This window comes from Promicromonospora sp. NPDC057138 (genome assembly GCF_042670845.1).
GTDB lineage: Bacteria > Actinomycetota > Actinomycetes > Actinomycetales > Cellulomonadaceae > Promicromonospora.
The window spans coordinates 250,868-265,334 of record NZ_JBHUUX010000001.1 but is presented as its reverse complement, the minus strand read 5'-3'; the positions used below and the strand labels follow the sequence as shown (position 1 = coordinate 265,334).

The 14,467-nt window shown below is 70.7% G+C and carries 11 protein-coding genes; 3 read left to right on the top strand and 8 right to left on the bottom strand.

The window, feature by feature from the left end; all coding sequences use genetic code 11:
• Positions 1-234: 234 nt before the first annotated feature.
• Positions 235-1,467 carry an MFS transporter gene (locus ACFT2C_RS01175; protein ID WP_377205169.1) on the top strand — a complete coding sequence of 411 codons (1,233 nt, stop codon included), beginning with the start codon at positions 235-237 and terminating at the stop codon, positions 1,465-1,467.
• On the opposite strand, the gene ACFT2C_RS01170 is transcribed toward ACFT2C_RS01175, so the two are convergent.
• Positions 1,448-1,996: a septum formation family protein gene (locus ACFT2C_RS01170; RefSeq protein WP_377205168.1), complete on the bottom strand. Its 549-nt coding sequence runs from the start codon at positions 1,994-1,996 to the stop codon at positions 1,448-1,450. The genes ACFT2C_RS01175 and ACFT2C_RS01170 overlap by 20 nt on opposite strands.
• Positions 1,997-2,296: 300 nt before the next feature.
• On the opposite strand from ACFT2C_RS01170, the gene ACFT2C_RS01165 reads away from it, so the two are divergent.
• On the top strand, positions 2,297-3,550 hold the full coding sequence (locus ACFT2C_RS01165) for an endonuclease/exonuclease/phosphatase family protein (protein ID WP_377205167.1): 1,254 nt from the start codon (positions 2,297-2,299) through the stop codon (positions 3,548-3,550).
• A gap of 100 nt (positions 3,551-3,650) precedes the next feature.
• The gene (locus ACFT2C_RS01160) at positions 3,651-5,960 is read left to right on the top strand and encodes a S9 family peptidase (protein WP_377205166.1); all 2,310 of its coding nucleotides are present in this window, start codon (positions 3,651-3,653) and stop codon (positions 5,958-5,960) included.
• 75 nt (positions 5,961-6,035) lie between these two features.
• Here ACFT2C_RS01160 and ACFT2C_RS01155 read toward each other — a convergent pair whose 3' ends face one another.
• From ACFT2C_RS01155 to ACFT2C_RS01125, 7 genes are all read right to left on the bottom strand, one after another.
• Positions 6,036-7,313, bottom strand: a complete 1,278-nt coding sequence (locus ACFT2C_RS01155; RefSeq protein WP_377205165.1) for a glycoside hydrolase family 3 N-terminal domain-containing protein — start codon at positions 7,311-7,313, stop codon at positions 6,036-6,038.
• A gap of 60 nt (positions 7,314-7,373) precedes the next feature.
• The gene (locus ACFT2C_RS01150) at positions 7,374-8,534 is read right to left on the bottom strand and encodes a threonine aldolase family protein (protein ID WP_377205164.1); all 1,161 of its coding nucleotides are present in this window, start codon (positions 8,532-8,534) and stop codon (positions 7,374-7,376) included.
• A 66-nt stretch (positions 8,535-8,600) separates the two neighbouring features.
• Positions 8,601-9,401: an ABC transporter ATP-binding protein gene (locus ACFT2C_RS01145; RefSeq protein WP_377205163.1), complete on the bottom strand. Its 801-nt coding sequence runs from the start codon at positions 9,399-9,401 to the stop codon at positions 8,601-8,603.
• Entirely contained in the window at positions 9,398-10,390 is a 993-nt protein-coding gene (locus ACFT2C_RS01140; protein ID WP_377205162.1) for an ABC transporter ATP-binding protein, read from the bottom strand. Before ACFT2C_RS01140 ends, ACFT2C_RS01145 begins: the two co-directional genes overlap by 4 nt.
• Entirely contained in the window at positions 10,380-11,366 is a 987-nt protein-coding gene (locus ACFT2C_RS01135) for a branched-chain amino acid ABC transporter permease (protein ID WP_377205161.1), read from the bottom strand. The genes ACFT2C_RS01140 and ACFT2C_RS01135 overlap by 11 nt, the downstream gene beginning before the upstream one ends.
• Before the next feature lie 13 nt (positions 11,367-11,379).
• Positions 11,380-12,786, bottom strand: coding sequence for a branched-chain amino acid ABC transporter permease (locus tag ACFT2C_RS01130; protein ID WP_377205160.1), 1,407 nt, complete (start codon positions 12,784-12,786; stop codon positions 11,380-11,382).
• Positions 12,787-13,153: 367 nt separating this feature from the next.
• Complete coding sequence (locus ACFT2C_RS01125) at positions 13,154-14,434, bottom strand: ABC transporter substrate-binding protein (protein ID WP_377205159.1); 1,281 nt, start codon at positions 14,432-14,434, stop codon at positions 13,154-13,156.
• Positions 14,435-14,467 lie beyond the last annotated feature (33 nt).

Here is a 14,467-nt window from a genome sequence, read left to right as displayed (position 1 = left end):
GTCCGGGACGAGGAGGTGGTGATTCTGGTCGCCGGACCTGCGGGACACCTTTGTCCCCGAAGGAGGAAACCAGGGAAATATTACGACAATGTTGCATACGACACACGATTTGCTCACGGTGCATGTCGGAAATGCGCTCGTAGAATCGTTTCGAGGCCGCGTACTTTTGTCGTGTCCGCCGGACCCGTTCGTCGTCCGGGTGAAGCCATCCCCGCCGACCGACCGGAGAACACCATGACCGCCAGCACGCCTGCCGCAGCAGCGGGCCTCGCCGCGCCCCCGGTGGACCAGCGCCGCGCGGTCATCGCGCTCGTCGCCCTCGCCGTCAGCGCCTTCACCTTTGTCGCCACGGAGAACCTGCCGGGCGGCCTGCTCACCCTCATCGCCCCCGACCTGGGCCGCAGCACGTCCGAGATCGGGCTGCTCGTCACGGCCTACGCTGCCGTCGTCGTCGTCGCGTCGCTGCCTCTCGCGCAGGTCACGCGCAGGTTCTCGCGCCGCTACGTGCTGGCGGCGACCACCGCCGTCTGCGCCGCCGGCTCGCTGTGGTCGGCGTTCGCCATCGGCTATGCGGACCTCATGGCCGCGCGCATGGTCACCGCGCTGGGGCAGGCACTGTTCTGGGCGATCGTCATGCCGGCGGCCGCGGCCCTGTTCGCGCCCGCGGTGCGCGGCAAGATGATCGCCCGCGTCACGGTCGGCAGCTCGCTGGGGCCGGTGCTCGGCGTCCCGCTCGGCACCTGGGTGGGCCAGCAGACGAACTGGCGCGCCGCGTTCCTGCTGTTCGCTGTGGTCAGCGTCGCCGCGTGCATCACGATGGCCGTCGCGATGCCCGACGTCACCCTGGAGCAGGGCGGGACCGCCCGTGGCACGCACCCCAGCATGGGCCGCTTCCTGGTGCTCCTGCTGGTCACGGTGCTGGCCGTGACCGGCAGCTTCATGATGATCACGTTCGTCACGCAGTTCCTGGTGGAGACCGCCGGGTTCCCCGCCAGGTACCTCAGCGTGCTGCTGCTCGGGCAGGGAACGGTGGGTGTGCTCACCACGGTCCTGATCGGTCAGGTCCTCGACAAGCGGCCGTGGCAGGCGGTGCTCGTCGCGCTCACGCTGCTGACCGGCACGCTCGTGTGGCTCTGGGGGCTGGGGCACGTCCCGGCGCTCGCCCTGGTCGGGCTGGCCATGTTCGGCGTCGCGCTGAGCGCGATCCCGCCCGCCCTGTCGTTCCTGTCCATGCAGGTCGCCCCGGGCTCCACCGAGTCGGCGAGCGCGATATCGAGCTCCGTGTTCAACCTCGGGATAGGCGGCGGGGCGGCGCTCGGGGCGCTGGTGGTCGCCAGGGCGGGCGTCAGCACGGTGCCCTTGTTCGGGGCGGTGTTCGTGCTGGCCGCCCTGGCGGTTCTCACGATCCACCTGTGGACGACGGCGCGGCGCGCGGCCGCGCCACGACCTACTGCGCTACGCCCTTGAGGCTGCCCTTGACCGGCTCCTCGGAGCTGACGATGCACTGGAGCGTGCGGTCGTCGAGCTGCTCCCAGGTGTCCTGCGTCGGGTAGAAGCCGGTGTAGCCGAACTTCGACTCGTCGTAGGAGAGGCCCACGAACTTCTCGAACTCGCCGTAGCACCACTCGTCGAACTTCTTCGACATGCCCTCGTCGCCCGGGTACTTGTCCGTCTTCATGACCAGCTCGGCGTAGACCTCCCCGGTGTGCTCCTCGGCGCAGGGCACCACGGGCACGGTCTCGACCTCGTACTCCTCGCCCTCCGCGGCGTCGCCGTACCCGTCGAGGGCCTCCAGGTCGATGCAGTCGCCCTTCAGGATCTGGAATGCGTCGGCGTCGGCCGAGGCGGTGATCTCGCCGCCCGGCTCGTCGCGCGGCGCGTCGTCGCCCGACATGATCTCGTCGAAGATCGCACCGCAGCCGGTGAGCATGGTCAGCGAGACCGTGACGGCGGCCGCGGCCGCCAGCAGGCGGGCGGGACGGATGGAGCGGTTCATCGACACTTCCTTCAGTTTCTGCGCGTCGGCGGACGCCGACGTCGCGGCCAACGCGGCCGCTCCGGAAAACTACAGTCACGAGCGTCCGCGCTGGTCACCAGCGCGCAACGATTCGATCACGACCCTGGGAGGGGCCTGGGACTCCCCGGTGCAAGGCTGTTCATACGCCGTTCACCCCGGAGAACCGACGCCGCCCTACGGTTGCTGACGCGGACCGTCCGCGCGGCGCACCAACGCACGGCAACCCGGACGGCACGTCGCACCACCCCAGAGCACGGCACCGAAGAACAAGGAGCAGTCATGCGAGCCAGTACCCCCGTGCGCCTGACCGGCGCCGCCGCGGCAGCGGCCCTGCTGGCCGGGGCCTTCGTGGCCTCGGCGGGCGCGGCCTCGGCAGGCACGGGCCGGCCCGACGTCGGCCACCGGACCCTGCGCGTCGCCACCTACAACCTGTCGCTCAACCGGGCGACCGAGGGCGAGCTCGTCGCCGACCTGTCCACGGGCGACGACGCCCAGGCCGCGACGGTGGCCGAGGTCATCCAGCACGCGAACCCCGACGTCGTGCTGCTCAACGAGTTCGACTACTCCGGCGACGCCGACCCGTACGCCGCCGCGGACCTGTTCCGCGAGAACTACCTCGAGGTGCCGCAGGGCACCGGCGAGCCGGTCGAGTACCCGTACGCGTTCGTCGCGCCGTCGAACACGGGGATCCCGAGCGGGTTCGACCTGAACAACAACGGCACCGTGGTCGGAGGCGACGACGCGCTCGGCTTCGGCCTGTTCCCGGGGCAGTACGGCATGGTCGTGCTGTCGAAGTACCCCATCCAGCGCGACCGCGTGCGTACGTTCCAGCACTTCAAGTGGCAGGACATGCCGGGCGCGCTCCTGCCGGACGACCCCGCCACCGCCGCCCCTGCCGACTGGTACTCGGCCGAGGAGCTCGCGGTGCTGCCGCTGTCGAGCAAGTCCCACTGGGACGTGCCGGTGCGGGTCGGCCACGAGACGATCCACGTGCTGGCCGCGCACCCGACCCCGCCGTCGTTCGACGGCGCCGAGGACCGCAACGGCCGGCGCAACCACGACGAGATCCGGTTCTGGGCCGACTACGTGCGCGGCGGCTGGGCCGCCCGCTACCAGTACGACGACGAGGGCCGGCGCGGCGGGCTGCGACCCGGCTCGTCGTTCGTGATCGTGGGCGACTACAACGCCGACCCGGTCGACGGAGACTCCGTGGCCGCGGCGATCGACCAGCTGCTGCACCACCCGCGGATCACGGACCCGCGGCCGACGTCGGCCGGGGCACCCGAGGCGTCCGCACTGCAGGCCGGCGCGAACCTCGATCACCAGGGTGACCCGGCGCTCGACACCGCCGACTTCGCCGACACAACGCCCGGCAACCTGCGCGTGGACTACGTGCTGCCGTCGCGCGACCTGCGCCTCCGTGGCGCCGGCGTGTTCTGGCCGGCCGCCGCCGACCCGCTGTCCCGGCTCACGGGCGTCTACCCGTTCCCGAGCAGCGACCACCGCCTGACCTGGACCGACCTGAAGTTCTGACCCGGTCCCTCCCCGAGTGTCAGAAGCACAGGTCACCGGAGTGACCTGTGCTTCTGACACTTCCGTGAGTTTCTGACACGTACGCGGATACGCTTACGCGGTGTCCGACGCACTGACTCACCCAGAGACCGCCCCCTCGACGACAGAGTCCCCCAGCACGGCGCGCCGCCCGGCCGAGCGCACCTTCCACGGCGACACCTTCATCGACGACTACGAGTGGCTCCGCAAGAAGGAGGACCCCGAGGTCGTCGCGCACCTGGAGGCGCAGAACTCCTGGACCCTGGCCCGCCAGGAGCACCTGGCGCCCCTGCGGCAGACCCTGTTCGACGAGATCAAGGGCCGCACCCTCGAGACCGACCTCTCGGTGCCCTCGCGCGACGGCGACTGGTGGTACTACGCCCGCACCGTCGAGGGCCAGCAGTACCCGATCCACGCGCGCTACCCCGTCGCGGGGCCCGATGACTGGACGCCCCGCGTGCTCGAGCCGGGCGAGCCGGTGCCGGGCGAACAGGTCCTGCTGGACCAGAACGCCGAGGCCGAGGGCTACGACTTCTTCGCGCTGGGCTCGCTCGACGTGTCCGACGACGGCGCCCGACTGCTCTACGCCACCGACACGGCCGGCGACGAGCGCTACACGCTGCGCGTCCGCGACCTGGCCACGGGCGAGGACCTCCGCGACGAGGTGCGGGACACCGCCCCCGGAGCCATGTTCGCGCCCGACGGCGAGCACATCTTCTACCTGACCGTCGACGAGGCCTGGCGCCCCTGGCGGGTCTGGCGGCACCGGCTCGGCACCACCGGGTCCGACGACGTGGTCGTGTTCGAGGAGCCGGACGAGCGGTACTGGGTCGGCGTCGGGCTGTCCAGGTCCAAGAAGTACCTGCAGATCGAGCTCGGCTCCAAGGTGACGAGCGAGTCGTGGCTGCTGGAGTCCGACGACCCGACCGGCGAGTTCCGTGTCGTGTGGCCCCGGCGCGAGGGCGTCGAGTACACGGTGGAGCACGCGGTGCTGCCGCCGTCGCTGGTCGAGCCTGTCGAGGCCCCGGTTTCGACAAGCTCAACCCACGATGTGCTGCTGATCCTGCACAACAAGGACGCACTGAACTTCGAGCTCGTCAGCTCCCCGGTCCCCGCGCCCGGCGAGACCGTGCCCCCGGAGGCGGCCACCGTCGTCGTCCCGCACGACCCGGCGGTGCGGCTGGAGGGTGTGAGCGCGAGCGAGCGCTACCTGGTGCTGTACTACCGGCGCGAGGCGATCTCCCGGTCGGCCGTGCTTTCGCTGGTCGAGCCTGTCGAGACCGGTCTCGACAGGCTCGACCCGCGGGTTGCCTGGGACTTCCAGGAGATCTCGTTCGGCCAGTCGCTGGAGTCGGTCGGCGCCGGAGTGGGCGTCTGGGAGCAGCCCAACCTCAAGGTCGGCTACACGTCGTTCGTCACGCCGTCGTCGCTCTACCTGTACGACGTCGCCTCCGGCGAGCGCACCCTGCTCAAGCAGCAGCCCGTGCTCGGCGGCTACGACCCGGGCGACTACGACCAGCGCCGGGAATGGGCGGTGGCCGAGGACGGGACGCGCGTCCCGATCTCCCTCGTGTGGCGCAAGGACAAGGTGCGGTTCGGGGTCTCGACAGGCTCGACCAGCGAAGGGGGCACGAACCCCGAGAGCTCGACCGCCGACGGCGGCGCGCCCGCCGAGCCCGCGCCCCTCCTCCTGTACGGGTACGGCGCGTACGAGTCCTCGATCGACCCGTACTTCTCGGTGCCGCGCCTGAGCCTGCTGGACCGCGGCATCGTCTTCGCCGTCGCGCACGTGCGGGGCGGCGGCGAGATGGGCCGCGCCTGGTACGACGACGGCAAGCTGGCCGCCAAGCGCAACACGTTCACCGACTTCGTGGCCTGCGGCCGGCACCTCGTCGGCACGGGCTGGACGGCGTCGGACCGCCTGGTGGCCGACGGCGGCAGCGCCGGCGGCCTGCTCGTCGGTGCCGCCACCAACCTGGCGCCCGAGCTGTTCGCGGGAGTACTGGCGGGGGTCCCGTTCGTGGACGCGCTGACGTCGATGCTCGACCCGACGCTCCCCCTGACCGTCACTGAGCGGGACGAGTGGGGCGACCCCCTGGACGACCCCGAGGTCTACGCGTACATGCGCTCGTACACGCCGTACGAGAACGTGGCCGACGACGCCTCGCGCTACCCCCGGATCCTCGCCACCACAAGCTTCAACGACACCCGCGTCCTGTACGTGGAGCCGGCGAAGTGGGTGGCCCGGCTGCAGGCCGCCGGGGCGCCCGCGATGCTGAAGATCGAGATGTCGGCCGGGCACGGCGGCGTCTCGGGGCGCTACTCCGCGTGGGAGCAGATCGCGTTCGAGCACGCGTGGGTGCTGGACGTGCTGGGCCTCGCCGACCACTGATCCGACGCGCTGGTTGAGCTTGTCGAAACCAGGTCTCGACAAGCTCGACCAGCGAGATGCTCGACCAGCGAGGTTTCAGAGGCCGGCCTTGGCCGCGACGACCCGCGCCGCCGCCGCGTCCACCTTCGCGGCGAACGCCGGGTCGTCGCGCGCGGCCTTGACCAGCGCGTTCACCATCGCCGGGGTGACCGACGGTTTCGCTGACGCGAGCACCAGGTCCACCCCGGCGTCGACGGCGCGGACCGCGCGCTCCCCCGCGGGCACGCTCTCGACCTGCACCGCCCCGGACAGGTCGTCGGAGATGATGACGCCGTCGAACCCGAGCTCGCGCACCAGGCCGACCGCGCGGGGGCTGAACACGGCCGGTGCGTTCGCGTCGATCTGCGTGTAGATCGCCGACGACATCATGACCAGCCCGGTGCCCGACTCGATGCCGGCGTCGAACACGTCCACCGACGGCGCGTCCGGGCCGGTGACCGTGTCGGTGACCCCGGCCGTGGTGTCGGTGTTGCCGGTGACGCGGCCCAGCCCGGGGAAGTGCTTGATCGACGTCTCCACGCCCGCGTCGTGCTGCCCCTGGGCGAACGCGTTGCCGTGCGCAATCACGGATTCCGGCGTGTACCCGTAGTTCCGCCCGAAGACGCCGATCGGCGCGTTCGACGACGCCGTCTCGGGCGGCACGAGGTCCAGCACCGGCGCGAGGTTGAGGTTCACGCCCGCGGCGGCGAGCTCGCGTCCCCAGTTCCGGGACCGGGACCGCAGGTCGGCCGGGTCCAGCTCGGCCTGGTCGAGCGCGCTCGGGATGTCGCTGAACCCCGCGCCGCGCAGCACCTGCACCGCGCCGCCCTCCTGGTCGGTCGCCACGAAGAGCGGCTCCCTGTCGTGTGCCGCGAAGCCGACGGCGGCGTCGACCAGGTTCCGGACCGGCTGCCGGCCGGCCTGGGTGCGGCCGTGCAGGAACACGCCGCCGATCTGCTGGTCGTGGAGCATGTCGAACGTCGGCTGGAACGGGCCGGCCACGGGGAGGCCCACCATGACGATCTGGCCGACCTTCTCCTCCACCGTCCAGCCGGCCACGAGCGACAGGTCCGGCTGCCCGGGGGTCGGCTCGGGCGACGCCGTCGGTTCGGTGGGCTCGGTGGTGGGGCCGGTGGGTTCCGCGGGCGACGCGCTGGCGGACGGCGTACCGCTCGGCGACGGCGAGCCCTGGTTGCTCGACTGGGTGTTCGACTGAGCGGGCCCGGGCAGTGCTGTCGGCTCGGGCTCCCTCGTCGGACCGGTGCAACCGCCGGCCAGGGTCGCCACCGCGAGAACCGCGGCCGTGACCAGGCCGAGCGGGCGGAAACGAGTCATGGGGCTCAGTCTCACCCACCTACCGCCCTCCCGTGCAATCGGGTCGTGCGGCGCGCCTGGTCAGAGGGCGTCGGCGACCGCTCGCACGAGCTCGTCGACGTCCGCCTCCGCCGTGTCCCACGCGCACATCCAGCGCACCTCGACGCGGTCGGCCTTCTCGCCGGGCGCCCAGTCGTAGAACCGCGCGCGGGCCCGGACGCGGTCCGCCGCTGCGCGCGGCAGCGTCGCGAGCACCGTGTTCGCCTCGGTGGGGCTGGTGATGCGGACCAGGCGCCGCTGGTCGCCGTCCGACGACCTCGGGCCCGGCACGTCGAGCCCGCCGGATCCGCCGGTCCCCGTCAGCCCCGCCGCCTCGAGCCCCGCGCGCAGGCGCGCGGCCATCGCGTTGGAGTGGGCCGCGTTGCGCAGCCACAGGGGCGCGCTCTCCCCGGTGCCGGGCGTCGGCGCGCCGGGCTCGCCGAGCAGCGCCAGGAGCTGCGCCGACAGGAACCGGGTCTTCGACGCGAGCTGCATGGTGGCCTTGCGCAGGTACGGCACGGCTTCGGCCAGGCTGGCCCCGGCGCCGCCCGCACCGCCCGACAGTACGACCACCGCCTCGCCCAGCATGCCGCCGTTTTTCGCGGCGCCGAGGGACACGATGTCGACTCCGACGTCGGTGGTGATCTCCCGCAGCCCGACGCCGAGCGTGGCCGCGGCGTTCGCCAGCCGCGACCCGTCGACGTGCACGAGCAGGCCCGCCGCGTGGGCGGCGTCGGCGAGCAGCTTGAGGTCCGCGACCGGGTAGACGGTGCCGCGCTCGGTGACCTGCGTCAGGCTGAGCACGGCGGGCTGCGCGCGGTGCACGTCGCCGACGTCGCCGGCGTAGCGGTCCACGGCGTCGGGCCCGATGCGGCCCGCCACGCTTGGGACGGCGAGGACCTTGAGGCCGCCCACCCGCTCGGGGGCGCCGTTCTCGTCGGTGTGCACGTGCGCGACGTCGCTCGCGATCACGCCGCCCCACCGCGGGGCGGCGGCCATGAGGCTGATGACGTTCGCGCCCGTGCCGGTCAGCACCGGGAAGATGCGGGCGTGCTCCCCGAACACCTCGGTGGCCCGCTCCTGCAGCCGGGCGGACACGGGATCGTCGCCGTACGAGACGGCGGCGCCGTCGTTCGCCGCGCCGATGGCGGCCATGACCTCGGGATGGACGGGGGCGTAGTTGTCGGACGCAAAATGCAGCACCCCCCAATCCTCCCCCGTCCTGCGCCGAGGTAGTCCTCGCCAGAGGACTACCTCGGCAGAGAGGGGTCAGGAGGCCTTGTCCACGTCCTCCGCCAGGGTGCCCAGGTAGAGCGAGATCACCTTGGGGTCGGCCTGCAGCTCGCGGCCGGTCCCGGTGTGCGCGTCCTTGCCCTGGTCGAGCACGTAGCCGCGGTCGCAGATCTGCAGACAGCGGCGCGCGTTCTGCTCCACCATGACGACGGACACGCCCGCCTTGTTGATCATGCGCGTGCGCAGGAACGTCTCGTCCTGCCGCACCGGCGACAGGCCCGCGGACGGCTCGTCGAGCAGCAGCACCGACGGGTTCATCATCAGCGCGCGGGCCATGGCGACCATCTGCCGCTCACCGCCCGACATCGCGCCCGCCCGCTGCGAGCGCCGCTCGCCCAGCGTGGGGAACAGGTCGGTGATGAACTCGAACCGCTCGTCGAACGTCTTGGGCCGCAGGTACACGCCCATGCGCATGTTCTCCTCGACGGTGAGCGAGGGGAACACGTTGTTGTTCTGCGGCACGAACCCGACTCCGCGCGCCACGAGCGCGTTCGCCTTCATGCCGGTGATCTCCTCGCCCTCGAGCAGCACCTGGCCCGAGTGGATCTTCACCAGCCCGAACAGCGCCTTGAGCAGCGTGGACTTGCCGGCCCCGTTGGGGCCGATGATGCCGACGAGCTCGCCCTTGCCCACCTCGATGGAGCAGTCCTGGAGGATGTTGACGCCGGGGATGTAGCCGGCCACCAGGTGCTCGGCGCGCAGCAGCGTCTCGCGCGCCTTCACCTCGGGAGCCTTCACCTCAGGGGTCTCCGCCGCCTGCGTGGTCGTCTCGCTCATCGCTTCTCCTCCTCGGCCTCGAGCCGGGCCAGCACTGCGGGGTCGAGCAGCGAGTCGTCCCCGAGGTCGGTGTCGTGGTGGGCGCCGAGGTAGGCGTCCACGACTGCCTGGTCCTGCATGACGGCGGCGGGCGGGCCCTCGGCCACGATCCGGCCCTCGGCCATCACCACCACCCAGTCCGAGATGTGCCGGACGGCGTGCATGTCGTGCTCGACGAACAGCACGGTCATGCCGTCGTCGCGCAGCGCCTGGACGTGGTGGAGCAGGGACTGCACCAGGGCGGGGTTCACGCCCGCCATCGGCTCGTCGAGCATGATCATGGTCGGGTCCGTCATCAGGGCCCTGGCCATCTCGAGCAGCTTGCGCTGGCCGCCGGAGAGCGACCCCGCGAAGTCGTCCTTCTTGGTGTCGAGCTTGAACCGCGAGAGGATCTCGAGCGCCTTCTCGGTGTTCCGCTTCTCCGTGCCGGACCACAGGGGTCGCATCAGCGAGCCGAACAGGTTCTCGCCCGGGTTGTCCATCGCGGCGAGCAGCATGTTCTGCATCACCGTGAGGCGCGACAGCGCCTTGGTGAGCTGGAACGTGCGGACCATGCCGTTGCGCGCCATCTTGGCGGCGCTCGTCCCGGCCAGCGACCTGCCCTCGAAGGACCACGAGCCCTGGTTGGGCTTGTCGAACCCGGTGAGCAGGTTGAAGAACGTCGTCTTGCCCGCGCCGTTGGGGCCGATCAGGGCGGTGATGACGCCCCGTTGGACCTCCAGGTGCTCGACGTCGACGGCGGTCATGCCACCGAACCGGCGCTGCACGCCGTCGGCAACCAGGATCGTGTCGGGCTTGCTGACCCCCACCGTCGGCTCGACGGCGGCCAGCACGTGCTCAGCTGCCCTGGCCGCCTCGGAGTCGCTGCGCTCGACGGCGTCCAGCGCCTCCACGGTGCTTACGGGCTCGGTCACCTCAGTCACTGTGTTCTCCGTCGTCTCATCGGGCATCGAAGGCCAGCTCCTTCTTGTTCCCCAATATTCCTTGCGGGCGGAAGATCACCAGCAGCATCAGGGCCACGCCCACGACGAGACCACCGATGTTCTCCACCTGGTCCGGGGCGAGGGTACCGGCCATGCCCTCGCGCATGCCGGCGCGCAGGAGCATGAAGACCGCCCAGAAGAGCATCGCGCCCACCACGGGCCCGAACAGGGTCGCCGCACCGCCGAGCAGGAGCACGGTCCAGACGAAGAACGTCATCGACCGGGCCATGCCGTCGGGCTGGACGGCGCGCGGCAGCACGTACAGCACGCCGCCGAGGGATCCGAACACGCCGCCCAGGATGAGGGCCTGCATCTTGATGGCGTAGACGTTCTTGCCGAGCGCGCGCACGGCGTCCTCGTCCTCGCGGACCCCCTTCAGGAGGCGGCCCCACGGGCTGCGGGTGAGCAGCCAGACGAGGACGAGTGCCAGCGCGACGAGGCCCCAGCCAACGATCCGGACCCACCAGGAGTCCGACCCGTTGTTGAGGTACTCGAACGGGCCGATGGCGGTGCGCCCGTCGGGCAGGGGCGAGAGCGCGGCGAACGTGTCCTTGAACTCGTTGCCGCGCAGGCCCGCCTGGCCGCCGGTCCACTCGGCGAGGCCGCTGGAGCGGCCGAGCATGCGCACGATCTCGGCGGCCGCGATGGTGACGATCGCCAGGTAGTCACCGCGCAGCTTCAGGGTGGGCATACCCAGGATCAGCGCGAACAGGATGCTCGCGACCAGCGCGACGATCAGGGCGAGCCAGACGGGAGCGCCGGCGATCGTCGAGATCGCGAAGCCGTAGGCGCCGAGCAGCATGAAGCCTGCCTGGCCCATGTTGAGCAGACCGGTGTACCCGAAGTGCAGGTTGAGGCCGATCGCGGCCAGGACGTAGGCAGCCGTGGTCGGCGCGATCAGCTCGCCGGCCGCTTGCGTGAGGATTCGGCTCAGTTCTTCCATGGGAGTTGTCCTTTCAGCCGATCCGCTCGCGCCGGCCGAGCAGGCCTTGCGGCCGCAGCAACAGGACGAGAATCAGGATCGCGAGCGCGGTGGCGTAGCGAAGGTCGTTCGGCATGCCGGGGATGAGCGGCGACATCTCGACGACGATGCCGATGACCAGCGACCCGAGCAGTGCGCCGAATGCCGTGCCGAGGCCACCCAGCGTCACGGCGGCGAACATCAGCAGGAGCATCTGCATGCCCGTGTTCCAGCCGAAGGTGCCCACGGACAGGCCGTACATCAGGCCCGCCAGGCCGGCGAAGCCGGTCGACATGGTCCAGACGATGCGGACGATCTTGTCCGGGTTGATGCCGGTCGCGGAGGCGAGCGCGGGGTTGTCCGACACGGCGCGAGTGGCTCGGCCGATGCGCGTGCGGGTAAGGAACCAGCCGATGAACAGGATCGCCACGACCGCGACCGCCATCGACGCCCAGGACCACGACGAGAGCGTGATCCCGGCGATCGTCATCGACGTCGGGTTCGTGCTCAGGATGCGCTCCGAGCCGTTGCCGATCATGAGCTGGATCGTGTACTGGAGCGTGAGCGAGAGCCCGATGGTGATGATCATGAGCTGCGTCAGCGGTGTCCCGCGCTGTCGCAGCGGCTTCCACAGCACGACGTCCTGCACGAAGCCGGTGGCGGTGCAGAGGGCTAGCGAGAGGAGCGCGGCCGGCCAGAAGGACAGGCCCCACATGTGGATCCCCATGAAGGCGAACACGGCACCGAGCGTGAACTGCTCGCCGTGCGCGAAGGTCGACAGGCCGGTGGTGCCGTAGATCAGGCTGATGCCCACGGACGCCAGCGCGAGCAGCAGGCCGAGCCGGATGCCCAGCCCGAACTTCTGCCAGGCGTTCGACCAGGAGAACCCGCCCGTCGCTTCGTCGGACCCCTCCTCGCCGGCCGCGGGCGTCTCGGTGCCCTCGCTCGCGCCCGCTCCCGGCTCGTCCGACGGCGTGGCGCCGGCCGGCTGGTCGCCGAGGTGGATCGCACCGCGCGCGGTGGAGCCCGTCTGCGCAATCACGTCGATCTGGGGCGGGTCGGGGAAGAGCCCGTCAGGGAGCGTCGCCTCGTCGAGGGTGATCGTGTACGTGCCGACGTCCGGCACCTTCACGGAGACCGGGCCCTCCTGGGTGGTGGTCACTTCGGCCTCGAACCCGGCGCCGGAGATGGTGACGCCGACGTCCGGGACGAAGTTGTTCTCCTCGTCCATGACGATCGCCGCGACGCAGGCCGTCGAGGCTTCGGGTGTGCAGTCTGTCGCGACGGGCGCCGCGGCTGCCATGGCTGGCGCCGCGGCGAGCAGGGCCGGGAAGGCCGCTACCGCGAGCGTGGCCATGAGCCTGCGCGCGGGCGTCGCGAGGTTCGGTCGGTCGGCTGTCATCTGCCGGGTCCTCCGTCGGTTCTGGTGTGTGGTGCTCCGAGGTCTCGGTGCCGTACGACGCCACGATGATTTAGCCCTGCTTAACCAGGTCTGCACCAAACTGATGGCATCAGCGTGCCGCGAGTGTAGCCGCCCCGTGTGTCACGGATTACACGCGTCGCGTCACAGGGAGTTTCGGCAGGCCGCAGGCCCGCCATCGAAACGATCCGCGCCGTTGCGGATCAGTGAAGGCCGGGTATTGCGCGGCAGGCCATGAGTGCCGTGTCCCGGTTCGGTACCCGTCTTCATCGCAGTTCGACAACGATCGGCCCGGCCACCCCGTGGGGTGGCCGGGCCGATCACAGTTCGGTGCTCAAGGATCAGCTCGTCAGCCCTCGACGACCGAGCCCTCGACGACCTTGGTCCAGATGTTCTTGTTCTTGGCGTCGTACTCGTACACGCCGATGAACGCGGACGACGGGTCGTTGTCCTCGTTCAGCGGCCCGATGCCCGAGACACCCTTGTAGGCGATCTCGTCGCCCGCCTCGAGCGCCTTGACGCCCTCTTCGAACGTCGAGACCTCGGTGGCGCCTTCCTCCGAGCCGGAGACCGCAGCGATGTTGTCCGCGATGGTCTGGCCGTCGGTGGCCTCACCGCGTACCGCGGCGAGTGCGACGAGGATGGCGGCGTCGTACGACTCAGGCCCGTAGGCGTAGTCCGCCAGGTCCTTGCCGGCGTCCTCCTTGTAAAAGTCGTTCAGGCGCTGCTTGAAGTCCTCCGGAGCGTCGGCACCGGGGATGGTGCCCTTGACGCCCTCGAGCGTGCCCGGGTCGAAGTCCTTCGAGTAGTCGGCGGTGTTGCCGTCGCACAGGTACGTGTTGCCGGCGAAGTCCCACTTCTGGGTGACCAGCTCGGCGATGGCCGCCTTGGTCTCCTCGAAGGCGAAGATGGCGATCGCGTCGGGCTTGGTGGCCAGGGCGTCCGAGACCACGTTCGAGAAGTTGGTCTCGGCCTGGGCGAACTCGGTGCCGTCGCCGGTGCCGCCGTAGACGACCTCACCGCCGCCGGCCTCGACGGCCTTCTGCACGTTGTCGCGCAGACCGGTCGCGTAGTCGTCCTGCATGGTGAGGAACGCGACCTTCTGGTGCCCGTCGTCGAGCATGAGCGAGCCGAGCGCCTGACCCTGGACGGTGTCCGGCGGGGCGGTCCGCGCGAAGAGGGGCGAGTAGCCCGACAGCGTGGTCGAGGTGTTGGCGGGCGACACCTGGATGACGCCGGCCTCCGTCACCGAGTCGACGACGTTGAGCGTCACCGTCGACGAGGCGGCGCCGATGATGGCGTTGACGTCCTGGCCGAGCAGATCAGTCGCCGAGTTGGTCGAGACCGCAAGGTTGTCACCGTCGCCGGAGTCCGCACTCGCGATCTCCACGTCCTTACCGAGAACGCCGCCGGCCTCGTTGATGTCGGCAACGGCGAGGCCGACGCCCGCGACCTCGGGCGGGCCCAGGTAGGCGAGGTTGCCGGTGAGCGGGAGCAGGGTTCCGATCTTCAGTGGATCGGTCGAGCCCTCCCCCTCGCCGCCTCCGGAGGTGGTGGAGCAGGCCGCGAGGCCCACGCTGAGGACAGCTGCGATCGCGAGACCGCGCGCCGCCGTGGAACGTCGAATCATTCTGCTGTTCCCCTTCGAGCGGGAGTAGACCTG